19 protein-coding genes are annotated in these 23,065 nt (G+C 44.1%); 12 read left to right on the top strand and 7 right to left on the bottom strand.

What is annotated here, in order from left to right:
* Window positions 1-32 precede the first annotated feature (32 nt).
* Window positions 33-920: a glycerophosphodiester phosphodiesterase family protein gene (locus H8B17_RS17105; RefSeq protein ID WP_190310455.1), complete on the top strand. Its 888-nt coding sequence runs from the start codon at window positions 33-35 to the stop codon at window positions 918-920.
* A 35-nt stretch (window positions 921-955) separates the two neighbouring features.
* Here H8B17_RS17105 and H8B17_RS17110 read toward each other — a convergent pair whose 3' ends face one another.
* On the bottom strand, window positions 956-1,795 hold the full coding sequence (locus H8B17_RS17110) for a CvfB family protein (protein ID WP_190310456.1): 840 nt from the start codon (window positions 1,793-1,795) through the stop codon (window positions 956-958).
* Between the two features lie 129 nt (window positions 1,796-1,924).
* On the opposite strand from H8B17_RS17110, the gene H8B17_RS17115 reads away from it, so the two are divergent.
* The 4 genes from H8B17_RS17115 (at window position 1,925) to H8B17_RS17130 (ending at window position 5,273) form a co-directional block, all read left to right on the top strand.
* Window positions 1,925-2,125: a hypothetical protein gene (locus H8B17_RS17115; protein ID WP_190310457.1), complete on the top strand. Its 201-nt coding sequence runs from the start codon at window positions 1,925-1,927 to the stop codon at window positions 2,123-2,125.
* A gap of 65 nt (window positions 2,126-2,190) precedes the next feature.
* Window positions 2,191-3,183 carry a biotin synthase BioB gene (gene bioB / locus H8B17_RS17120; protein ID WP_190310636.1) on the top strand — a complete coding sequence of 331 codons (993 nt, stop codon included), beginning with the start codon at window positions 2,191-2,193 and terminating at the stop codon, window positions 3,181-3,183.
* Window positions 3,184-3,339: 156 nt separating this feature from the next.
* A complete protein-coding gene (locus tag H8B17_RS17125; RefSeq protein ID WP_190310458.1) occupies window positions 3,340-3,633 on the top strand; it encodes a hypothetical protein in 294 nt (97 codons plus the stop codon).
* Between the two features lie 104 nt (window positions 3,634-3,737).
* Window positions 3,738-5,273 (top strand): FAD-dependent oxidoreductase, encoded by a 1,536-nt coding sequence (locus H8B17_RS17130; protein WP_190310459.1) that lies wholly within the window; start codon window positions 3,738-3,740, stop codon window positions 5,271-5,273.
* Window positions 5,274-5,276: 3 nt separating this feature from the next.
* Here H8B17_RS17130 and H8B17_RS17135 read toward each other — a convergent pair whose 3' ends face one another.
* From H8B17_RS17135 to H8B17_RS17145, 3 genes are all read right to left on the bottom strand, one after another.
* A complete protein-coding gene (locus tag H8B17_RS17135) occupies window positions 5,277-5,423 on the bottom strand; it encodes a hypothetical protein (protein WP_190310460.1) in 147 nt (48 codons plus the stop codon).
* A gap of 35 nt (window positions 5,424-5,458) precedes the next feature.
* Window positions 5,459-7,102 (bottom strand): hypothetical protein, encoded by a 1,644-nt coding sequence (locus H8B17_RS17140; RefSeq protein WP_223816649.1) that lies wholly within the window; start codon window positions 7,100-7,102, stop codon window positions 5,459-5,461.
* A gap of 103 nt (window positions 7,103-7,205) precedes the next feature.
* Complete coding sequence (locus H8B17_RS17145; RefSeq protein ID WP_317171059.1) at window positions 7,206-8,360, bottom strand: PepSY-associated TM helix domain-containing protein; 1,155 nt, start codon at window positions 8,358-8,360, stop codon at window positions 7,206-7,208.
* A gap of 122 nt (window positions 8,361-8,482) precedes the next feature.
* Between H8B17_RS17145 and H8B17_RS17150 the strand changes: the two genes are divergently transcribed.
* A complete protein-coding gene (locus H8B17_RS17150; protein WP_190310463.1) occupies window positions 8,483-10,669 on the top strand; it encodes a TonB-dependent receptor in 2,187 nt (728 codons plus the stop codon).
* A gap of 6 nt (window positions 10,670-10,675) precedes the next feature.
* Window positions 10,676-11,914 carry a DUF4374 domain-containing protein gene (locus tag H8B17_RS17155; RefSeq protein WP_190310464.1) on the top strand — a complete coding sequence of 413 codons (1,239 nt, stop codon included), beginning with the start codon at window positions 10,676-10,678 and terminating at the stop codon, window positions 11,912-11,914.
* Window positions 11,915-12,019: 105 nt separating this feature from the next.
* Here H8B17_RS17155 and H8B17_RS17160 read toward each other — a convergent pair whose 3' ends face one another.
* From H8B17_RS17160 to H8B17_RS17170, 3 genes are all read right to left on the bottom strand, one after another.
* A complete protein-coding gene (locus H8B17_RS17160; RefSeq protein WP_190310465.1) occupies window positions 12,020-12,481 on the bottom strand; it encodes an Hsp20/alpha crystallin family protein in 462 nt (153 codons plus the stop codon).
* A 417-nt stretch (window positions 12,482-12,898) separates the two neighbouring features.
* Window positions 12,899-13,231, bottom strand: a complete 333-nt coding sequence (locus H8B17_RS17165) for a hypothetical protein (protein ID WP_190310466.1) — start codon at window positions 13,229-13,231, stop codon at window positions 12,899-12,901.
* A gap of 12 nt (window positions 13,232-13,243) precedes the next feature.
* Window positions 13,244-13,795, bottom strand: coding sequence for an RNA polymerase sigma factor (locus tag H8B17_RS17170; RefSeq protein ID WP_190310467.1), 552 nt, complete (start codon window positions 13,793-13,795; stop codon window positions 13,244-13,246).
* A 296-nt stretch (window positions 13,796-14,091) separates the two neighbouring features.
* On the opposite strand from H8B17_RS17170, the gene H8B17_RS17175 reads away from it, so the two are divergent.
* The 5 genes from H8B17_RS17175 (at window position 14,092) to H8B17_RS17195 (ending at window position 23,049) form a co-directional block, all read left to right on the top strand.
* The gene (locus H8B17_RS17175; protein WP_190310468.1) at window positions 14,092-17,367 is read left to right on the top strand and encodes a SusC/RagA family TonB-linked outer membrane protein; all 3,276 of its coding nucleotides are present in this window, start codon (window positions 14,092-14,094) and stop codon (window positions 17,365-17,367) included.
* A gap of 22 nt (window positions 17,368-17,389) precedes the next feature.
* Window positions 17,390-18,910 (top strand): RagB/SusD family nutrient uptake outer membrane protein, encoded by a 1,521-nt coding sequence (locus H8B17_RS17180; protein WP_190310469.1) that lies wholly within the window; start codon window positions 17,390-17,392, stop codon window positions 18,908-18,910.
* A gap of 520 nt (window positions 18,911-19,430) precedes the next feature.
* Window positions 19,431-19,793, top strand: a complete 363-nt coding sequence (locus H8B17_RS17185) for a hypothetical protein (RefSeq protein WP_190310470.1) — start codon at window positions 19,431-19,433, stop codon at window positions 19,791-19,793.
* Between the two features lie 42 nt (window positions 19,794-19,835).
* Window positions 19,836-21,362: a gliding motility protein RemB gene (locus H8B17_RS17190; RefSeq protein WP_190310471.1), complete on the top strand. Its 1,527-nt coding sequence runs from the start codon at window positions 19,836-19,838 to the stop codon at window positions 21,360-21,362.
* Window positions 21,363-21,429: 67 nt separating this feature from the next.
* Window positions 21,430-23,049, top strand: coding sequence for a tetratricopeptide repeat protein (locus H8B17_RS17195; RefSeq protein ID WP_190310472.1), 1,620 nt, complete (start codon window positions 21,430-21,432; stop codon window positions 23,047-23,049).
* The last annotated feature ends 16 nt before the right edge of the window (window positions 23,050-23,065 follow it).

Genomic DNA, 23,065 nt, shown 5'->3' on the forward strand with positions numbered 1-23,065 from the left:
TATTATTAACTGAACGATAAGCATCGAAGAAAATGAAAAATTATTTAATACTGGTTTTATTTTTACTTCAGTTCCAGATCTCTTTTGGACAGGTCGATAAAGTGAGAAGAGCTTTGATCGAGCGTGATGAAAGCACGGTATTGGTTGTATCCCATCGTGGCGAATGGCGGCAGGCTCCGGAAAATTCGTTGAAAGCAATTGAGTTGGCTATCGAGGCCGGCGCCGATATCGTAGAGATCGATGTGGCCAAAACGAAAGATGGCCACTTGGTCCTTATGCACGACAAAACTATTAACAGAACGACCACCGGAAAAGGTAATATCGTAGATTGGACACTCGACTCGCTGAAAACACTTAAACTAAAAAACGGAGCAGGTACACCTACGCACCATCGTATTCCTACATTGGAAGAAGCGCTTCTATTAGCCAAGGGACGGGTAATGTTAAACCTGGACAAGGCTTATAACATATTCGATGAAATTTATACGCTCCTAGCGAAGACGAATACGATCGATCATATCGTTATGAAGGGCGGTAAAAATGTGGCTAGTGTCAAGCAGGATTTTGGAAAATATTTAGATAAGGTTATCTATATGCCGATTGTGAATTTAGACAAACCCAACGCGAAAAAGATGATTGATGATTTCAATAAGGAATTGAATCCGGTCGCATTCGAATTGGTATACGCAGATAGTACCAATACCTTACCGCGTCAGTTAGCCAAGGAACTGAGAAGGAAAAATTTGCTGTGGTATAATACCTTACAAAGTAAGTTGACTGGGGGGCATGATGACGATAAGGCAGTAGAAAATCCAGGGGCGTCTTACGGATATTTGGTGAACATCCTACATGCCAGAATTATCCAAACGGATAGAAGCCCATACTTGATCAAGTATTTAAAGTCAATAAATAAAAAATAGCAAACGATGATGGCTCGAGTACTTATTAGCTTTTCCTATTGATCGTCCGGCAGGAGCCGGATCTCATGATCACTCAAGGTGATCCGTTGCTCTTTGTATAGCCCCCCTATTGCTTTTTTGAATGCTTTTTTGCTGATCTGGAAGCGATCATATATTTCTTCCGGGTTGCTTTTGTCGCCCAAAGGAATGTGCCCGCCTTCATCCTGAAGGGCTTGTAACAGCATGTCCTTGGTATCCAGCACATGTGCGAAGCCCTGTGGTTGCAAGCTAAGGTCGATTTTCCCAGCTACAGTGATGTTTTTCACCCAGCCTTTTCGCTTATCGCCCACGGTAAGGTTCGTAAATAGCTCGTTGTGGTATAATAGTCCAATGTAACGGTTGTCGATGATGGCGTTGAAGCCTAAGTCCGTCTCCTCGGAGATCAACAGATCGACTTCGTCGCCTATTTCTAGGTCGATATCTTCCTCCTCGATAAACTTGCGCAACCTGGAAGAGGCAAGCATACGGTCGGTCCGTTCGTCTAGATATAAATACACCACATAGCCTTCGCCTTTCCGCATGGGCTGCCGCTGTTCTTTGGTGGGGACAAAAATATCTTTGTCGATTCCCAAATCCAGAAAGGCACCTGCTTCTGAGGCAGCTGCAACGTGTAAAAAAGCAAAATCACCGACTTCGGCCAAGGCCTCTCTTGTAGTTGCGACCGTCTCCCCCGCTTTATTGACGAAAACAAAGACACGAATGTCGTCGTCAATCGCTACTTCCGGAGATGCTTCAGCAGCAGGCAATAAAATTTCTGTTTTACCATCGGACAAACGCAAACCAGCGTTGCTTTTTGTTTTAACGATCAGGTTGTTGTATGTTCCTATTTTTATCATTGTTTTTTCATTATTGCCGCCAAACGCTCATTGAACATTAGACTTCGGTAAAGTAAGCAAAAAATCTACGGATAAAACATAGAAAAATAGACAGACATGATTATTTTGCAAATAAAATAATACAAACGTATGCTTAACGATAAACAAATCAAGGAGATTGCGGATTCCCTTCTTCCGACTTTTTTGCCAAAGAACGACGCGGAGACAGAACTGGCTTTTAATTTCACCGTGCCGCCAAATCATACTTACAAAGTTTGGTATGAAAAGCGCCATAGTACTTGGCTATTTGTGAAATTTGAAAAAGTGCAGATTCAAAAACGCGAAGATTAGCGGACTACCTGTAATATTGAAACTGGGGCAGGATGTTGATAAGCTGGCCTGTTACCTTTGTCGCTATGTCATTAAATGAAAATATAGAATACAAGAAGGAACTTAGGCACGATTGGGATCGGCAAGAAATAGCGGACATCTATAATAAACCCCTGCTGAACTTGATCTATGAAGCGGCAACAATCCATCGGATGTGGCATAAGGCTGATGAAATTCAGCTATCGACGTTACTTTCCATCAAGACAGGAGGATGTCCGGAAGACTGCTCTTACTGCGGACAAGCTGCCCGCTATCATACCGATATACAAGTACAGGCATTACTTCCACTGGATACGGTATTAGAGCATGCCCGCCGGGCGCAAGCAAACGGCGCTTCTCGTTTTTGTATGGCCGCGGCATGGCGCGAAGTGAGGGATAACCGTGATTTTGACAAGGTACTAGAGATGGTTTCTGCTGTAAACGCAATGGGACTAGAAGTCTGTTGTACGCTAGGCATGCTCACCGAGGATCAAGCAAGAAGACTGCAAGAAGTTGGACTTTTTGCCTATAACCATAATTTAGATACTTCTGAAGCCTATTACGACAAGATAATTTCGACACGCAAGTTCGATAATCGGCTTCATACGATCGATAATGTTCGAAAGGCAGGGATGACCGTATGTTCCGGAGGAATAATCGGACTGGGCGAGACTGTTGAAGACCGGATAGCGATGCTTAGTACCCTATCCAATATGCCCCAGCATCCCGAGTCTGTGCCCATCAATGCACTTGCACGTGTGAAGGGGACACCTCTCGAAAATCTACCAAAAGTTAAAATTTGGGATATGGTACGCATGATAGCGACAGCAAGGATTATTATGCCTTCTACGATGATTCGCCTGAGCGCAGGGCGTATGGAAATGGAAGAGGAAGAACAAGCTTGGTGCTTTATGGCAGGAGCAAATTCCATATTCACGGGCGAAAAAGAAACGTTGTTAGTCACCCCAAATCCAGGTGTCTCGGAAGATATCGCTATGCTTGATAACCTTGGATTAAAGCCTAGGGTCAAGGAAAATTAAAGCTCCATCATTAAAAAGTCGATTCGATGGCTTATTGCGCGGAGAAATACAAATAATTTCCTATATGTTTTTAAATTATTAAACTTTTTTGCGACATCCGCGTTCATTTTGTGCGCTAGGTATAACAAAGATGGTGTAATGATAGACAATGGTATAATGGAAAATAATAGTGTACTGCTTAACGAAGCCAATTTGTTACTGAACTTGTTGGCAAAAAGATATAATTACAATAAAGAAGTAGCGGATATTTCCGATCTATCAAAGTTCAAAAATAAGATTCTCGACATCTGTTGGAATGACGATGGTCATGACTACGGAGGGGAGCGTATTTACATTATTCTAGACGAAGAGATTGTCATCAATCTTGATAATCAGATTTACCTTCATGTTAGCGAAACTTTTGTAGGTTTAAAAGATTATTTCGAGGGGAATCAACAGGTTTCTGCATAATCTTCCTCGTCTTCCGCTTATTCATCTCTAGCATCTGGTTTCGCAAACGAGTAATGAATTCTGGAGATCGATAAACGTTTATACAGAAGTAAAACTCGAAGTATATGCAAAGAGACGGAATAAACAATAGCATTTGGCAGGAGGTTGACGTTCCTAAACTGCCCGTCCTGCCGGATCAGGAGCATGCCGAGATAGTCGTTGTCGGCGCGGGCATTACAGGTCTTACAGCGGCGTTAAAGCTAAGGGAGGCTGGCAAAACTTGCGTGATTTTAGAAGCTAATACTGTAGGGTTTGGTACTACTGGTGGCACTTCTGCACATTTAAATACGGTGCTGGACACACCTTATACCGACATCATTGAACAACATGGCATTGAAAAGGCACGTACTGTATTAAAATCAACGCGAGAGGCCATCTCTATTATTCAGAAAAATATAACGCGCTATAAAATTGATTGCGACTTTACACCCTGCTCGGGGTTTATGTATGCAGAAAACGACGAAGAGGAAAAGGAGCTTAAAAAAATAAAAAATGCGTTAGAGCAAGTTGGAATTGTCTGTTCAGAAGTCGCTAAGATTCCTATTCCGGCGCCATTTATATATGCTATCGAATTTCCAGAACAAGCGAGATTTCATCCGACCAAATACCTTGTCGGACTGGTCAAGGCGTACACCGATCTAGGCGGCCAGATCAGAGAAGGGACGCTTGTGCAACAGGTGAAGGAAGACGACGGCGGACTTCGAATCAAGACCGTCGATGATCGCATATTTTCTGCCGATTTTGTTGTGTATGCTACGCATACGCCGCCGGGTATACAATTGATGACCTTTCGCGTGGCTCCTTACAGGAGTTACATACAGGTATGGGAACTTGAACGCCAGAAAGATTGTCCCGAAGCATTGATCTACGACATGCAGGAGCCTTTCCATTATTTCAGGACAGTGGAACAGGATGGCAAATCCTACCTTTTAGTAGGAGGGCAGGATCATAAAACGGCGCACCACGATAATGAAAAAAAGAACTTCCGCGAGTTGGAGGCCTATATCAGGAGACTCTATACGGTAAATAAAAAGACCTACGAGTGGTCGTCCCAATACTACGAAAGTCAAGACAGCTTACCCTTTATCGGGTATTATCCTGGTAAGAAACACCACCGGGAACTGCTCTCTACAGGTTATGGCGGAAATGGGTTGATTTTCGGCACGTTGGGTGGCGCAATGATGGCGGAACTGGTATTGCATGGAAAAACAGCCTTTCAGGATGTTTACTCGCCCAGTAGGACGGGGCCGCTCTCGACCATCCGCGATTTACTTGTAGAAAACTACGATGTAGCAAAGCACTTTGTAAAAGATAGGTTTTTTTTAGAAAAAGTAGAGGGACTCGCAGAGCTAGGCCGTGGCGAAGGAAAAATACTGCATTACGAGGGCGACAGAATTGGAATCTTCAAAGACGAGAAGGGAAAACTGTTTGCAGTTGATCCCGTATGTCGTCACGCCGCATGTATCGTGAAATGGAACAATACGGAGCGGAGCTGGGATTGTCCATGTCATGGCGCACGATATGCCCCAAATGGAAGCCTGCTGACCGGACCTTCCGTTGCACCGCTGAAACTATGGGATTTTGAAACGACTATCCAATAACCATTAAAAATCTCCGTTTTGCTCTCCAGATCCGTTGTCCTGCCACTCGTCTACTTGAAGTCCTGAACCGCCAGCAATACCTTGTTCCAGTTCGATTTCAATTACCTCAATAGTTGGCGTTTCGTATATCATTTTTTTATCTTGTGCCATTGATCAATTTATTTAGTTTTTAAAATTTATCTACCTTACCGAACACAGCGTATATTTTTAAAAGTAGTTATAACAGCTCCGTCCCCTTGATAATCAATCAGTTCTTTAACTGTGTTGTCTCCGGTCGCCGCCGTAGCTTGATAGGAGAATACGCCGAGTCCAGCATAATCATCTGAAAAGGGTGTCCAGAGGTCCGCTATTTTTCCATAAGTGTCGGTTAAATCAATTTCAATTTCTCCGTTCGTCTCACCAATTGCAGTGCCATAGCCGTTCATATTAAAACGTAATTTGTCACTCGAATAGGGGGCACCGGAGCCTTGCGTATCTTCATATTCAACGTATCCCAGCCCATTTTCCACTTTATATGTATCTATGGGGTACACCGGTACAATAAATCTGTAGTTGTTAAACGTAGCTGTTCTCCATACACCATGAGGATATACCAATGCACAAGGGTCGCCGCTCTCTAGGCTATTGCCGTATTCGCCCGGAAGAACACCACGGAAAGAGAAATACGTATTCCGTGCGTTTGTATGTTCGTTTGTGGGAAGAAAGCGGTAGGGGTTATGTCCGCCATGATAATATAGGTTCGTTCTGGCAAACCTTATTGTATTGACAACCAAAAATGACTCGATGAAGTTCATTGTAGCCGTATAGCTTGTACCTATTTGAGGTGTGAGACTAAAATCAAAAACAGCAGGACTTTGAGCCAGGTCAGCGAATACGCGATTTTGGCCGTTAACCAGCTGGATATCTAACGCGTTTATACGCACTTCTAAATCTATCGGATTTTCTACAGCGGTATAGATATAGGCGATCTTTCGATCGGCATGAAGAGGATCTACATTGACGAAATCGTCGAAGCTTAGGGTGGTCGGGTCAGACGAAATATTTGATAACGACCCATCGCTTAAATTTATTCGGCTTTCCGCCCCTGAGACGCCCGATATACTGAGGCCTACATTGTTCATATCTCCAAACATTCCCATGGAGTTGATCTCCAAAGCTATACGGGCATATTTATGCTCGAAAAGTATCCCCAAGGACACAGTCTCGTCAGCTGCCTGTGCCGGGACCTCAATAGCCCCTGAGGCATATAGCAGGTCTGTATTCGCTGGTACATCCAATTCCGGCGTGTTGCTGTCGACATCCGGGATGGGATCGGAATTGTGGTAAGATACCGCATGCCAATTATACTTTTCACCTCTATCCAGTGTTATCTCGCCAAGAACTTCAGATGTGAGTAGGGTCGAACTCACAAAGGATCCATCCTCTTTGTATATCAATAGCCGGTAGGTAATGCCATCCTCCATAGGAGCTGAAGCAGCCTTAAGACCCGCCGCGGCTACCTTGCCCGTCCTACGCGATTGCACTATCGTATTCGCCTGGTCAAGGCTGCCTTTTTTTATCGAAACTTGTGTGTCAAAGGACTGGAATGGAATGATTTTCTCTGAGATGGGTTCCGTTCCCTGAGATTGGTGCAGGGCGCCATTATTTGCCTTTGATTTCATAGGCTGATTATCTTCAACATCCGTTATTCCTATGACTTGGACGTTCAGCTTAATATTTTCTTGCGTTATAATCTCGGTCTCTGTTGTCTTAGAACAACTTGATATCATAAAAAAGACAAAGGCGAGTACAATTACTGTTAATTTAGGATTAGAGAAGTTAGCTAACATAATACTTTATTCATTTTAAGATGGACTTGCTCCATTAAGTTTGGACAACCTAAGATACTTTATTTTAGTTGATAATGAGAAAACGTAATCAAAAAAAATGCTGTCACTTCTTATTCCACCACACCAAAAAACCCGTAATGGGCAGGCTGGCACAAATCAAACTGATAAAAAAAGCGAAAACTTTCCCCGCCAGACCGCCTATGGAACCCACGTGGATATCATAGTTCATCATGGCCAGCTGATCAGCAAATGAAGCTTCCCTATACTTGCTGCCCTCCATTTCCAGAGGGGCTAACGTGTATCGATCATAGAAATATTCGCTATGGTCGTACCACTGGCCCCGGAGGTGATAAACGGTAATGTCGATAGGATCGTCGTCGTCTGCAGGGTAAGGCGTCATGTACATGCCGTTAATATCATCCGCGGCTTCCAGCGTCGTGTACCAGGCCCTGTCGAGCGGTGTAATGGTGTCTTCCCATGGCAAGTCTTTATGAGATAGATCGGAGTGGGGGTGATGGTGTCCCTGCTTTATTTCGCCTCCGGAAACAACGTAATATACGGCTTTATCGAACCATTCAAAACTCCATACCAATCCTGTTACGGCGAGGACGAATGCAAAAATTAGGCTATAGAACCCAAGCACATTGTGTAAATCATAGTTGGCTCGCTTGAAGCTCCCTGTAAGTTTGATCTTAAAACTCTTGTTCCTAGTTGCTTTACGCCACCTTTTTGGCCACCACATCACCAAACCGGTAAACAGCAGCACGACAAAGACCAACGTAGCCATGCCCACAATGGGCTTCCCAATTTCGTAAGGCAACCACAACGCGGTATGCCCATCTAGGATGAAATTGAAGAAATTGAACTCACCCCCTCCACGCGGTGTCTGTTTTTTCAGAAACTCGCCTGTATATGGGTTGATGAAAACCACCGAAAATGTTGCCTTGCCATTTGTCTTGCCTATATAACCGACAGCAGCAGCTTCGCCGCTATGTCCGTAGGTCAGGCCGGTAGGCTGCTGCCCCGGCATGTAAGCCGCCGCCGTATCCAAGATACGGCTCGGCGGCACAAAAGGCTCGGTACGTTCGTCCACGAAGCGCCATGGCTCGATTCGATCTTTTATTTCCTGCTGAAAGGCATAGAAACAGCCGGTGATACTGATAATAAATACGATAATACCCGAGATTAACCCCAACCAAAGATGCAGCCAATCATTCATCTTGCGTATGGTCGTCTTTTTTCCTTTTTTTTTCTTCACCCGTTCCATTATGCCACGCGATCACTTTTTTTATGCCGTGATCCTTGTTTTTGTTTAAATTCAGTCTAAATAATATTATATTTGCCCACAAATATAATAACTCCTCTATAGATAGGTGGAAAATGATGGTAAAAAAGATGACTCTTTATCCAAAAGGCATACGGGTTCTGTTGTTACTACCCTTAATTTGGACAATGCACAGCCGCTTGGCGATAGCACAAGATACAACCAGAACCGTATCACAGCAAAAAGAAATCGATGCGGTTCATATCCATAAAAAAACGGAATCCCGTGAAATTAAGGAGGAACCTTTTAATGTCAATGTCGTAGAAACCAAACAATATTTTAATTCTTCATTGGATATCAACCAGCTATTAACGCGTACCACGGGCATCCGTGTCCGCGAAGATGGTGGGCTCGGTTCCAATTTCAATTTTTCTTTGAACGGTTTCAGCGGTAAGTCCCTCAAGTTTTTCCTGGATGGTATCCCGATGGATAACTTTGGTTCGTCGTTCTCGCTCAATAATTTTCCGGCGAACATGGCAGAAAGAATTGAAGTCTATAAAGGCGTCGTACCCGTTTCGTTGGGTGCGGATGCCCTCGGCGGAGCCATCAATATGGTTACCCGCCGCAACCTCAATTATATGGATGTCTCGTATAGTGTGGGATCCTTCAATACCCACAAGGCCGGTTTGAACGGTGCTTATACGAATGAAAAAACAGGTTTGGCTATCCGGTTCAATGGATTTTACAATTACTCCGACAACAACTATAAAGTGAACGTGGAACCGATCAGGGGCAATGTCAAGCTCCCGGAACAAGAGGTAAAACGCTTCCACGACGGCTACAGCTCGCTGGGAGGCCAGATAGAGGTCGGTGTGCGTGATAAACCCTTTGCCGATCAGTTGTTTATTGGGCTTCTAGCGGGGCAGAATGATAAAGATATCCAAACCGGTGTGGTGATGGACCAAGTATTTGGTGCGATGACCCAGTCGAGTAATTCGGTCATTCCGACCTTGAAATATAAAAAAGACAACCTGTTTGTGGACGGATTGGATTTCAACCTCTATGCTGCCTACAACAGTACCCGCAATCATTTTGTCGATACCGTTGGGCTTACCTACAACTGGCTGCAGGAAACCACGCCTCGCAGTGGCGGAGCCGAACGCCAGCGTACCCAGCTGCGCCAGCGCGATGGCGAAAGCCTGCTGACTGCCAATCTCGCTTATGCGCTGCACCATGACCACCGGCTGTCCCTAAACTACGTAATAACAGACTTTAAGCGGAAGTCCAGTGATGTTGAACAGCCGAATAATGTGGCTTATACCATGCCGCAGCGCCTGCAGAAACAAAACCTCGGATTCGGGTTGGACAGTCGTTTTGGCGCATTGCGCACCAACGTATTTGCCAAATATTATGGGCTCCATGCCGAGTCGTTCGAGAATATCTCCCAAACACAAACCGCAGAGTATGCCGAGATAGCCACCAACCAGGATAATGTGGGGTATGGCCTCGCAGGAACTTATTTTTTACTGCCCCGTATGCAGTTAAAAGCTTCCTACGAACATGCTTATCGTCTGCCTGAACCGCTGGAACTGCTGGGGGATGGACTGTTCACCATTCGCAATGAAACCCTAACGCCAGAAAAAAGCGATAACATCAATATTGGAGGATTATATGCCTTTACCGTCAATCAAGCACATAACTTCCAGACGGAAGCCAATTTTATTTACCGGAATTCTACCGACTTCATCCGGCAGGAGCAAGGCCGGAACCAACCCACGGGCCGTAAATTTATCAACGTAGGCGATGTCAGAACAACGGGTATAGAAGGCGAGATACGCTACAACTGGAAAAACAGGCTCTACAGCAGCGTCAATCTAAGCTATCAAAATATCATTGATAAAACGGAATTTACGACAGGTGGAAATCTGAGTGGCGAGACCACCCAACCGAACCTCAATTACGGGTACAAAGTGCCCAATATACCTTATCTCTTTGGTAATTTTGATCTGGGGCTGCAGTTACCGAAAGTGGGCGGCAAAGGGGGAGCGGCCAACATCCAGTACCGCCTCAATTTTATTGAGGAATACTACCTTACTCCAGAACAGCTGGGCGCTAATAATCCCGACATGATCCCGCGGCAGTTTGCACACAGCATTCTGGCAGATTACAGCATCGGCCAGGGCAAATACAACATTGCCGTCGAATGCCATAACCTAACGAATAGTCGGCTGTTTGACAACTATAAGATGCAGAAACCCGGACGCTCCTTCAACGTAAAAATTAGATACTTTATACAAAAATAAATGACGATGAGAAAGTTAAAACAATACAGGAATGTGGCCTTGGCTTTAGGCTTTGCAGTGGCTGCCTCTTCTTGCAGTAAAGATGACAATGGGGGTAATGACCGCCCCAACGAACCGATAATTGAAGGTGGTCAAGCTTACGTTTTAGGCGTAGGTGTAGAGGCCGGTACCGATTATATCAACTATATCGTGCATACCAAGGACCTGTTGAATGGCAAGATTTCCCTGTTGAATAATGGTATCCTGCAAGAGGGTTACCGCGAATACCTGAACATCAACAATTACTTTTATTCCATCGGCGGATTGGGTGTCAACAACGTCGATGCGTATTACATTAATAACGAAAGCCGACTGACGGCCAAAACAGGACTCGCTTTCAGCTATGGAGCCGACGATTACCTGAGCGTCAACAATGACAAAACCTTGTTGGGCGCTAAACTGGTGGTGGACGATAAATTTGACGGTAACATGGAGTTTTTTGAAGTTGATGCCGATGGGTACAGCGTTAATAAAACGGTGAAGATACCAGCCAAAGAGGTGTACAAAGATGCGGAAAACAAACACGGCTGGCGCCATACCGGCTTGGCGGTCAGCGGCAACCGGGCATACCAAACTGTTTTTCCGTATGCCAACGGCGTTAGCCCGAATTTAGACACGAACTACGTTGCGGTATATAGCTATCCAGAATTTGAACTGGAAACCGTTATCAAAGACACCCGTACCGGTCCAGCCGGGGCTCCTGTCAACATATCGGGTATCTTCACGGCAGAGAATGGCGACGTGTATACGGTTTATCACGGTGGCTATGGATTCGACCCAAAAGGAAATTATAAAGAAGGTGGTATTCTACGTATCAAAGCAGGTAGGGCCGAGTTTGATCAAGGCTATCATTTTACAACCGAAGACAAACCAAATGGCGGTAAGTTTATTAAAGCAACCTACATCGGTAATAATAAATTACTCGCCCAGAAGTATACAGCCGAACAAAATGGCCAGTGGGATCAAACCAACCTGACGTTCGTTATTGTGGACTTGGAAGCGGAAACCATTACACCCGTGAAGGATGCACCGATCTATCAGTATTCCGAGCCTGCCTTTGTGGATGGCGATAAAGCTTATCTACCAGCGAAAGTAGGGGCATCATTACATATCTATCAAATCGATATCCCTACAGCAACAGCTACAAAAGGAATTGAGATCGAAGCTTCCTATGTAAAGGGAATAGGTAAGTTGCACAAGCAATAACGATCGGATTTATTTTAATGCTTAAGCCTCGGTCGTATCCGAGGCTTAAACATTATGATTTACCCATAGCTGAAGTACCTATAAGTACCCATTTTACGTTAGGTGTTAGGATACTAAAACTTCTTGTCCCACAGGCATTTTATCTGGATCTTTTTTCAAAATAACTGTCAAGATCCCTTCTTCGTAGCTTGCGTGCACATTTTCAATTAGTAAATCGTCTTGTAATCGAAATGCACGTTTAAAAGCACCTACGTGTTGTTCTTGGTAAACATATTTTAACCCCGATTCTATTTCTGCCTCTTTGCAAGTAATCGTGAGCACCTGCTCTGTGATATTTACTTGAAATTGATCTTTTTTTCTGCCTGCTGCAAATACTTGGATTTGATAGAATTCATCGTTCTCCGCGATATTTACCGGAATATAAGTTTTCTGATCACCTTTGCTGCCAAAAGGAGTTGAATCGTTGAACAGGTGATGTTGTAATTTTTCAAACTTTCTTCTAAAATCCCCACGGCAGTTCCTGCCTAGGCCTTGATTTTCGCTGTTGTATGCATCTTTTCTAAACATTTTTTTTTCTTTTAATGCGTTAATAAATAGGGACAATTTTCGGAGTATTCGCCTGTAAGGAATTTTCGAATGGCATAACTGCATGTTGCGGACCGCTATGCGCATATAAGCCAGGCTGTATTGCTCCTTGTGACATAGAAGCTGCTTTCACTCTACGCTTCTGGATCTTTGCGTGCACTAAAGTACCGATTGTAAATAATGCCGTTGCGAGCAGGAGGATTTTAAATATCGCCCCTATCACTATGGTAACTAATCCAACTCCTGCCGTTATGAGGAGTAATCTGGGTAGTAAAAATTGAAATTTATTTTTCATGTTCTTTGAATTATTTATTTTGTAAAGGCCTTTGTAGTAGTAGACGTACAAGAGGAAGCTTTTACTTTAAACTTTTTTGATTTTTTTCCAATTTTTCTCCAAGCCTAAAATTTACAACGTGAATCAAAGCGCCGTTTCCATTCCTCACGCAACCGCTGACGATCTTCTTCCGAAATGTCTTCCCTGTTCATACCTCTATTTTTAAACCTGCTTCTGAAACCACCCGGCCTACCGAATCCTCGGCCAAATAATAATTTAGATAATAGGAATAACCCCAAGGCTTGCCAGTAACTAATAGCTTTAAACCCAAAGATTTCAGGGACTAAAGTATTCCATAGAAATTGGAGCAGGGCAATTATCAGGAAGAAGAAGACTACAATGGCGAGTCCTATAAAAATCTTTTTACCCTTTCTTTTGCTACTCATAAATCTTTTCATCACTATTTAATTTTAAGAATTTAACGCATCATACAACCCCCTCAAGCGAAGACGCAAATGTTTAACAGCATAGCTTTTTCGACTGATAATGGTTTTAAGGTTTTCATTTTCTTGATTGGCGATCTCTTGGAGGGCCATATCCTCGATTTCATTCATAACAAATACTTTCTTTTGCTTCTCCGGCAACTCGTCCAAGGCTTTCATCAACTCATCCCAAAAAATCTCTTTAAACATCTTGAGTTCCGGATTACTGGATTCATCCGCAACGAGGAGATGGGCTATAGAGAATGATTCATCATCTCCTTCACCAGCGAGTTCTTCTAGTGATTCATGCTTCTTTTTTCGATAAGAGTCTGTAATTTTATTTCTAGTTACCGAATAAAGCCATGCCCCGGCATTACCCAAATCGTCTATATCGGTAACCCTTGAAAACTGATACCAAACTTCTTGCAGAATGTCTTCAGCTTCAGCAGTACGTTTGACTCTCGCTTTCACAAAGCGTAGTAATTGGGCGCCATACGTCTTGACGGTTTCTGTAAAAGATTTTGTATCTCTCGCTGACATTATTTGTTGCTCTGCCCGGTCCATGTATAGGTAGACGAATCCAAAAGCATTTTACTTTAAATAATCTGCATATTATTTAAATATATAGAATTTATGGTGACGATTTCAAAAATAATTCCTCACATTATCAGTGCTTTAAGGTTTAAATCGAAAAATATTCTAAAATTCGTTTGACACTAACGTTAGTATTTTATAGTTGTAAGACTCATTTGTTGTATCACTAACTATTCCGTAAAACGAAGTTAATGTAGCGTTAACAATAAACCGCTAGGTTTGTCGCAAATATTAAGCGAGAAATGTATTTGAAACGATCCAAAGTTCTTTGGTTATTGCTTTCTTTGGGTGCGGCCTCTCTACCGGCAAGCGCTCATTTCGTCAAAGTCAATACCCGCATCAATCAAGTTGATGAAAAACAACAGTATTTAAGAGGAAACGTAGTAGACACGCAGGGGAATCCCATTGCGGGCGCAACGGTCGTCAATACCCGGACAAAGGTTTCGACGCAAACGGGTATGGATGGTGCTTTTGCAATTCAAGGGACCATAGGGGATCCGCTATCGGCCAACTTTATCGGCTTTAGCCCAGCTACGCAAGAAGCATCCACGAACCAGAATATCCTCTTCACGTTAGCGTCGCAATCGCAAGAGATCGATGAGGTCCTGGTATCCATCGGCTATCAACGCGTACGCAAATCGGATGTTACCGGAGCGATTGCCAGTGTAAAGGCGGAAGAGCTCAATTTGTCGTCTCCAAAATTGTCGCAAGCCTTGGTGGGCAAGGTGGCCGGGGTGCAGATTATGCAAACTTCTGGAGCGCCTTATGATGGGACGAAGATCCGTGTGCGCGGGATGGGGTCTATTAATGCTTCATCCGATCCTTTGTACGTGATCGATGGCTACCCCGCAGGAAACAATCTAAATATAAATCCCAATGATATTGAAACGATCGACGTGTTGAAAGATGCGGCTTCGGCAGCCATTTATGGCTCCCGTGCGGCGGGAGGGGTTGTTTTGATCACGACCAAACGAGGTAAAGAAGGAAAGAGCAATGTAGATTACGAGTTGTTGACGGGCTTTGGTCAGCTTTCCAAAAAAATAGACTTGCTCAACGCGGAAGAGTATATCGATCTGTTGATCGACGGCCGGAACAACGCCTACCGGGATTTGATTGTCAATGGTGGAGGTACTTGGTCTGACGCGATGCGTATGGATGATAACACAACACGGGTACAACGTGTCCCTGGAAATGCGGGTTCGGTCACCATTCCGGAAGAATACTATGATTTTGCGACAGGACAAGCAAAGCCGTCAACATATGATACGGATTGGCAGGATGCCTTGTATCGCAATGCGCCGTTTCAGCGACACAACCTATCGGCGTATGGTGGAACGGACAAAGCACGCTATTTAGCCAGCGCTTCGTATCAAAATCAAAAAGGGATCATGCTGGGCACGGATCAACAGACCTTCAATTTCCGTACGAATCTGGACGCGAAGGTTAGCGACCGCCTAACGGTGGGGGCAAATGTGTCTTTTACATACAACGACAACAATGAAGTCACGACCGGAAGATATGATCGCAGCCCCTCTATGGCCGCGCTTATTTATTTGCCAACGCTTCCCGTCTATCAGGAAGACGGTAGCTATGCGCAATACTTGATGGCAGATTTGTCTGCAAACAATTACGGTATCCAGAATCCGGAGAACCCATTGGCTTATGTTACGCAAATTAAGAATAATCGTCGAGGTAAACGGGGGTTGTATAACGCCTTTGCCGATTTCGAAATTATATCGGGACTAAATTTGAAGATAAACGGTGGGTTATCGACATATGATGAGAAATACGATTATTACCGTCCGACAAGTATCTCCAATGGGAACAATCCGCCGTTCTCCAGCCAGGCAATCAATGCCGCGTACGCAGATGCAAAAACAAGAGGCGAAATAGACAAACTGGTGGAAGCTACGTTGACGTTTAATAGAACGTTTAAGGAAAAGCATCAACTCAACGCCTTGCTGGGTTATTCTGCGCAACGTACGGATATCGATCAGATCTTGATGCGCGCAAACGGCTTCCAACACGATAAGATCGGTGAAATAACAGATAAAGGGGCTAATCCAACTAATTTCGAGTTGATTCCCGGAAGCCTCACCAATCCAGAAACATTTAAACGGATCACGACATTGCAGTCTTATTTTAGCCGTGTGATGTATAACTATGATGCGAAGTACTTTTTATCTGCATCGTTCCGTACGGATGGTTCATCTCGATTCGGCCCGGACTCCAAATGGGGGACCTTTCCTTCGGTATCTGCCGGATGGACACTCTCCAATGAAGACTTCTATACGGATTGGTTGGGCGCAGGTTCTTCCATCAAATTGCGTGCAAGTTGGGGCTTGAGCGGAAACAATAATATTGGGGATTATAGACATAGCACCACGATGAGCTCGCCAAATGGATTGATTATCGACGATCGTGTGGTAACGGGTTATTGGTCGGATAGTTTTCAGGATTTAGGCTTAGGATGGGAGTCTACTTCGCAATACAATGGCGGGATCGATATCGGTCTTTGGAATGGTCGTGTGAATGTGCTGGCGAACCTCTACAGAAGTCGTTCGTTTAACCTTTTGTTCAACGAGCCTGTTTCTGCTATATCAGGGACGACCTCCATCCTGACGAATATGCGCAACAGTAAAGTAGAAAATAAAGGGTTTGATATTCAATTGGATGCCACATTGATTAGGAAGCGGGATTTTCAACTTGGTTTTAGCGGAAATATCAACGTCAACCGTAATAAGGTGCTTGACTTAGGCGGTGCCGCGACCATCACGACCAATGGCGCTGAGCGTTCGTACCTGACACATATTACGCAGGAAGGAAGTCCAATCGGTATGTTCTACGGGTTTAAAGTGTTGGGTATCGCTACCGAAGAGAACTATCGTGATCTGGCACCATCCGCAGGTTCTACCAATCCGATCCAACCGGGTGATCTTTATTTCGAAGATGTGGATGGAAATGGTGTCGTAAACGATGCGGACAAGCGTATTATTGGCAATCCGCACCCTGATTTTACCTATGGTTTTGCATTTAACGCGAGCTATAAAAATTTTGATGTTCGTGCTTCATTCAATGGCTCACAGGGTAATATGGTGTTGGATGGTTATGATTACTATTTGTATAATATGGAAGGATCGGGTAATCAATATGCGGACGTAGCACAACGGTACCGTTCGGCTGAGAATCCGGGGAATGGTAAGGTATATCGCGCATCTCGTGCAGGCACGCAGAGTAACAATACGCGACTTTCTACTTTCTACTTGCAGGATGGTTCTTTCTTACGCATGACCAACGTGATGTTAGGCTATAATCTGCCGTATAATTTGACAGAGAAACTGCGGATTGCCGGTGTGCGTATATATGCGAGTGTAGAGAATCCGTTTACCATCACGAAGTATAAAGGATATAATCCGGAACCCGATTACAATCAACGTGGAAACCTGACACCAGGGGTAGATTATGGATTGTACCCGCTGGTTAGAGGCTATAATTTAGGTTTGAAAGTTACATTCTAGCATGTTGTTAAAAGATAAGATAATGAAGAAAAGATATATATTACCGTTTATGTTGTTGAGCTTAGCTTCTTGTAAGCAGGATTTTCTGAACCAACTGGATCCGAATAGGGTGACGGTAGAAAAGTTTTTTGAAACCGAAAACGACGTGCTGCTGGCGGTGAATGGTTTATACCAAGTTTTACGGAAAGGCAACACGCTGGGCGAAGGGAGTGCGCTGTTTAGTGAAGAGCGTTCGGACAATACGGGTAGAAACGATAATCAATCTAATGCGGGTTTACCTTTCCAGTTCAATGATTTTTCTATTGCACCGAGTAACCCCTATCTGAAGGATCATTGGGCGGATATGTTCCAGGGAATAGCGCGTTGTAACACGATATTATCCAGAATAGACCAGGTTACTTTCACGACCGAGGGTTTAAAGGGACGTTACATCGCAGAAACGAAGTTTGTTCGGGCCCTGCTATACTTTCATTTGGTACGTAAATTTGGTGACCTTCCGATATCCACGGTAGAGGTAACGAGTAAGGATCAGGCCAATGAGCTGGCGTTCAGGCAACCTGAAGCAGCAGTATACCAACAAATCGTCGCTGATCTCACGGATGCAGTGGGTAGTGATTTACCCGATACGCAGCAGGAATACGAAGTCGGCAGAGCATCCAAAGCAGCTGTTAACGCTATTCTTGGTCACGTATATCTCACCATGGGCGCAACGCTTGAGAATGGTGGTGCCGATGATTTTAGACTGGCCGAGCAATACCTGACAGCTGCATATAACATGCGTACGTTTGGTAAATTGAATGAAATACCATATGCCCAAGTTTTTGATGTGGATAGGAAGATGGACTGTAAGGAATTGATTTTTCAAGTACAGTATTTGCAGGGCGATCAAAACTACAGCTCGTCGATCGCTCGTAATAATCAGGCGCGTGGCGAAACGGTCAACTCCAGATACCCTTCTACGGGATCAGGGGGTAATCTGACCAAAGATTTGGTAAAGGACTATGAAGAAAATGACATCAGAAAAGATTTCTCCATTAAATTTGCTGCAGATGCACAAGTAAATGATTGGTTCATCACGAAATTTCGCGACAATAGTAACGAGGCGGGAGACCAAGGTTGGGGAGGGAATGACTGGGTACTGATTCGGTATGCGGATGTGATGTTGCTGTTGGCAGAGGCTAAAATGAACTTAGGGAAAGATGCTGAAGCTATCGCATTACTCGACCAGGTTCGTGAACGGGCAGGTTTGCCTGCGTATGCGGTATCGAGGAACAATGCCAGCTACAACAGTAAATACCCCACGCTGAAAGAGGCAATCTTGCACGAGCGCCGGGTAGAATTGGCTTTCGAAAATCATCGTTGGTTTGACCTGATCCGCAATTTCGATGCGCAAGAATTGGTGAATTACTTTAAGGCAAAGAGTCAAGCTGACTATGGCAATGCCTTGTTATCGAACATTTCAACTAAAGACAGATATTACCCTATTCCATTTGACGAGTATCAATTGAATCCGGACAAAATGTATCAAAATCCCGGCTATTAAAAGTTTATCAAAATCAGCTTAACCTTAGGATTATTCTTTGCAGCTGTTGCTGTGAAAGGTATCCTAAGGTGTCTGCATATCAAAAAACTGACACCCCGTCGTATTCTTAAAAATGTCTCTTGCTGTTTAAAGTAAATATGTTAAAATAAGTGAAAAGACATCCTATAGCAAAATATATAGTAGCAGTTGCGAACCTTCCACATGAGCCGGTCCTAAGGGTAATATAATAAAGGTTGTTGGGTTCTATTTTCTTTGAAAAAAATACTCAATTATTGCATAGACAACTATATAAAATAGAAAATAATATTTTTTTTGGCGTAGTTTTAGATATAGTCGTAAAACATTGTTATAGAGTGATAAGGGCGTGTAATTAGGTCATAAAAAAATTGAAAATAGCATTCTGTAAAATAAATCAGAAAAAATAATTACTACGTTCCTGAAGGAATGTTGTTTATACGACATATCTTTTTTTGAACGGAATATTCCTTTCACCCTATGAGAATACAGATGAGCGTGTACGATGAAAAAGAGCAGAAAAGACACACAAATAGAGGTGGTAAAGGCTATTCTTGCAGGAGAACTACTGTTGGAAGAAGCCATGGAGAAATATGATATAAGAGATAAACGAACAATTTTAAACTGGATGAAATCCATTTCACCCTTAGTCCAGAAGAAGACTGAACCAGCCCCCCATGTTCACGAATACGTGGTAAAGGAGAACTCACTATTGAGAAAAGTGATCGGCCTGCAAGATCAATTGCGGGAGCTTGAAGAGAAAAATGCGCAGATTCTAGCGCAGCGCAATACCCTCATGGAGAAGGTAACCCAATTGGAAGGGAAATTACACGCTCAGGAAAAAATCGAAACAACTTCGGACGTTTAATTTTTAAAATAGTACTTTTGGGCTTATAGCTAGAGTAACAAAATGAAATATATACCGTTCATATTTCTGGTCCTGGGTTTGCTATTTGCAAAAGAAAGTATATCGCAAATTCATTACCAGCCCTATTCCTACGAGCATTACCAACGGAACATGTCTTCCATACACACCGATAGTTTAATGCATACTGCGGTAAAACCCTATGTAGGAACGAATATTGATCCACGACACGAAATTGGCCCTAGAGACACCGCTAGAAACTGGTGGTACCGGAAGTTGTTTGATGAACATCTGATCGAAGTGGCGAAGGACGATCACATCTTTTATCTAGACTTTATGCCCGATTTTATTATTGGTGCGGAACGGGGCACGAATAGCAAAACGTTGTGGACAAATACACGTGGTGCGCAGGCTGGTCTTTCGGTGAATAAGAAATTTTCGTTGTTCGTCAGTTTCTACGAGAATCAGGCGCGGTACGCAAGCTTTATTGATAGTACGGCTCGTGCGATTGGCAATCTACCGGGGCAGGGATTCTCCAAAAATCTGAACACCGGAAAGTACGACTGGATGAATGCTACGGCTAACATGACATATCACTTTTCTGATGCATTTCAGGCGAGTGTAGCCTATGATAAAATTCATATTGGCGAGGGGTATAGATCTGTTTTAGTATCGGATAATCCGTATAATTTTACACATGCCCGCTTTTCCGGAACGGTCGGACGTTGGCAGTACCATTCCATATGGGCATACATGAATGACCTTCGGAATCCACGTGTCGCCGACGCACAGGATCCTTTTTCAGCGCGACTGGGAAATGGTGTCAAATATGGAGCTTTCCAATATGTGGATTACCTTGCAGGCGAAAAGTTGTCGATCGGACTGTTTCACTCCTTAATATGGGCACAGAACAATCAGGGTACAGGTGGAAAAGCGAACGGCGGTCTAGGCTTAAATATGAAATACCGGCCCTGGAAAAAATACATCTTCTATGGGCAGTTGTATGCGGATGATATCTCCAAATTTGGCTTCGGAAGTGGCGACAACCATCGGACGGCTTTTCAATTGGGTGGAAAGACCTATGATTTGTTTGATGTCGCGAACTTGAATGTGACGGCGGAATATAATCAAGCCGCTCCTTATACGTATCAACACCCTAACAACCGGATTAATTATACAAGCAATGGAGAGGCACTGGCGCATCCCAGGGGGGCTAATTTCCGCGAGGTGCTGGGCATCGCCACGTATCGTTGGAACCGGTGGGAAATATATGGGCAAACGATGTATGCGCGTTATGGGCTTGACCCATCGGATACCGAAAACGTCGGCGTTGACCTCTTTAAAGAGGATGTGACAGCCGATGCTTTCCACATAGGACAGGGGAATGTGAACAATCTTTTTTACAATGAATTCCGTTTTTCGTATGTGATGAATCCGAAGTATAACCTGCGTTGGGAATTGGGTTTAATCGATCGGCGCAATAAAAATACAGCCAGTGGAGATTACCATCATTCGACAATTTTTACGTTTGGTTTGCGATCGTCTTTCCGGGCATTCCAGCGAGAGTATTAGAGGGCTCTTTTGACTTTTTTTATTCGAAAGCCAGAAAATATAGTATCTTCGCGGCTTTATCGAGAAGATGAAACACCGTTACCTGTGTCTTTTTTTAGTCGTTTTTTTGCTCCTTTCGGCCTGTGGGGATGTGCTCACGTCTGGCGGATCGACGGATGGGGCAATTGAACACGTTATCCAGGAAATAAGTCGTCTGCAAGAGGCTACTTCCGATCATACGACACCTCTTCCGGAGATAGAAGCAGCTTTTGCAACGGTAGATTCTATTGCGCGCGAACTGCAGAGTCCGAGCCTTTCTATCTGGACGAATACCCAAATTGGCTTTTATTACTACCAGCTCACCAAACTGGAGAAAGCACTGCCGTATTTTTTGAAATCTTCACGGGGTATAACGGCTAATCCTACCCAACAGCTGATCGATCCGGCAGACTGTTTGATCAAGAATGCGTATTTTTTTGGCAATATTGGCGATCATGATCTGGCGGTGAATTATCTTTCACAAGCGGTGCTATTAGTCGATACGACAAGTTCGGCATATGCCACTATTCATTTTGCGCTCGGTAGCGAATACCGGAGCTTGGGTAACGAAGAGCGGGCAATACAGCACTTTGTCTTTTCGAAGGAAGCTGCACGCGATAGGGATCCGGTGCGTTATGCGAAAGCTTTGGGCGAGTTGGCGTTGAACGAAAAGGATCTGATGAAGGCCGAACACATGTTATTGGAAGATATCCAGTTGTCGGAGATGCATGGCGATCAGCGCAACGCTATGTTCGCCCGAATCCGGTTGGCGAAAATCTACGTCGATCGCGAAGAATGGGAAGAAGCCACCTTGCTACTGGATAGGGCGCAGGCATATGCGGCCATGAGAACAAATCTTACGGGTTTTGAACAGGAGATTACGACATTGAAGTTGGCTGTTGCCGTAGCATCGAACGACCGAAATGCGCAATTGGAGTTGCATCGCCATTTGCAGACGATCAACAATAGATTAGCAGAAACCGATGGGAAGGAAGTGGTGATGAAGGTGAATCTCGAGCTACAGCGGGCTCGGGCCCATAACGATATCTTGCTCAAGAAAGTGAAGTTGCAGCAGTCGAAAGTAACGGCTATTGCGCTGCTGTCCATATGCTTCTTATTGGTGGTCGTAGCCATCTTCCTCCGACGGTCGAAAATGCAGGCGCTGAAGATGCATCAGTTGAAGTTCGAGCGCATCGTTATGAATTTTGAGTTGGAGAAAGTGAAATCGGAAAGCAAGTACGCGCAGGCGCAGCAAACGATTCAAACATACGTTACTTTCCTGGATGAGCGGAATACCGCTATCCAGGAATTAAATGAGGTGGTTGAGCACTTACAGAAATCCTCTTCCACAAACGCACAACATCAACGCCAACGGCTGGAACAATTGTTGCAAGAGCACTTGATGACCGAGGAGAATTGGTCTCGCTTCCGAACAACGTTCATGGTAGAATATCCCGCGTTTTACGAGCATGTAACGCGGGAGTTGACCGGAATCACCGAGTCGCAACTTCGAATCGTACTTTTACAGAAGTTAGGGTTGAACAATCTAATGATGGCCAACTTGTTGGGCGTAGGACAAGATTCTATTAAAAAAGCGAAACAACGGTTGCGAAAAAAATATGGCGACAGCTACGAACGGCTGGATAATCTGGAGACCGATCGGGTTTGATTGAGCCTTTCTTTTA

This window comes from Sphingobacterium arenae, from assembly GCF_014692505.1.
GTDB lineage: Bacteria > Bacteroidota > Bacteroidia > Sphingobacteriales > Sphingobacteriaceae > Sphingobacterium > Sphingobacterium arenae.

Excerpts from the sequence above, each read along its gene's own strand:
- bioB (WP_190310636.1), top strand. The coding sequence starts at position 2,191 with ATGTCATTAAATGAAAATATAGAATACAAGAAGGAACTTAGGCACGAT.
- H8B17_RS17155 (WP_190310464.1), top strand. The coding sequence starts at position 10,676 with ATGAGAAAGTTAAAACAATACAGGAATGTGGCCTTGGCTTTAGGCTTT.
- H8B17_RS17125 (WP_190310458.1), top strand. The coding sequence starts at position 3,340 with ATGGAAAATAATAGTGTACTGCTTAACGAAGCCAATTTGTTACTGAAC.
- H8B17_RS17180 (WP_190310469.1), top strand. The coding sequence starts at position 17,390 with ATGAAGAAAAGATATATATTACCGTTTATGTTGTTGAGCTTAGCTTCT.
- H8B17_RS17110 (WP_190310456.1), bottom strand. The coding sequence starts at position 1,795 with ATGATAAAAATAGGAACATACAACAACCTGATCGTTAAAACAAAAAGC.
- H8B17_RS17105 (WP_190310455.1), top strand. The coding sequence starts at position 33 with ATGAAAAATTATTTAATACTGGTTTTATTTTTACTTCAGTTCCAGATC.
- H8B17_RS17195 (WP_190310472.1), top strand. The coding sequence starts at position 21,430 with ATGAAACACCGTTACCTGTGTCTTTTTTTAGTCGTTTTTTTGCTCCTT.
- H8B17_RS17160 (WP_190310465.1), bottom strand. The coding sequence starts at position 12,481 with ATGTTTAGAAAAGATGCATACAACAGCGAAAATCAAGGCCTAGGCAGG.
- H8B17_RS17185 (WP_190310470.1), top strand. The coding sequence starts at position 19,431 with ATGAAAAAGAGCAGAAAAGACACACAAATAGAGGTGGTAAAGGCTATT.
- H8B17_RS17165 (WP_190310466.1), bottom strand. The coding sequence starts at position 13,231 with ATGAAAAGATTTATGAGTAGCAAAAGAAAGGGTAAAAAGATTTTTATA.
- H8B17_RS17130 (WP_190310459.1), top strand. The coding sequence starts at position 3,738 with ATGCAAAGAGACGGAATAAACAATAGCATTTGGCAGGAGGTTGACGTT.
- H8B17_RS17170 (WP_190310467.1), bottom strand. The coding sequence starts at position 13,795 with ATGTCAGCGAGAGATACAAAATCTTTTACAGAAACCGTCAAGACGTAT.
- H8B17_RS17140 (WP_223816649.1), bottom strand. The coding sequence starts at position 7,102 with ATGTTAGCTAACTTCTCTAATCCTAAATTAACAGTAATTGTACTCGCC.
- H8B17_RS17115 (WP_190310457.1), top strand. The coding sequence starts at position 1,925 with ATGCTTAACGATAAACAAATCAAGGAGATTGCGGATTCCCTTCTTCCG.
- H8B17_RS17135 (WP_190310460.1), bottom strand. The coding sequence starts at position 5,423 with ATGGCACAAGATAAAAAAATGATATACGAAACGCCAACTATTGAGGTA.
- H8B17_RS17150 (WP_190310463.1), top strand. The coding sequence starts at position 8,483 with ATGATGGTAAAAAAGATGACTCTTTATCCAAAAGGCATACGGGTTCTG.
- H8B17_RS17175 (WP_190310468.1), top strand. The coding sequence starts at position 14,092 with ATGTATTTGAAACGATCCAAAGTTCTTTGGTTATTGCTTTCTTTGGGT.
- H8B17_RS17190 (WP_190310471.1), top strand. The coding sequence starts at position 19,836 with ATGAAATATATACCGTTCATATTTCTGGTCCTGGGTTTGCTATTTGCA.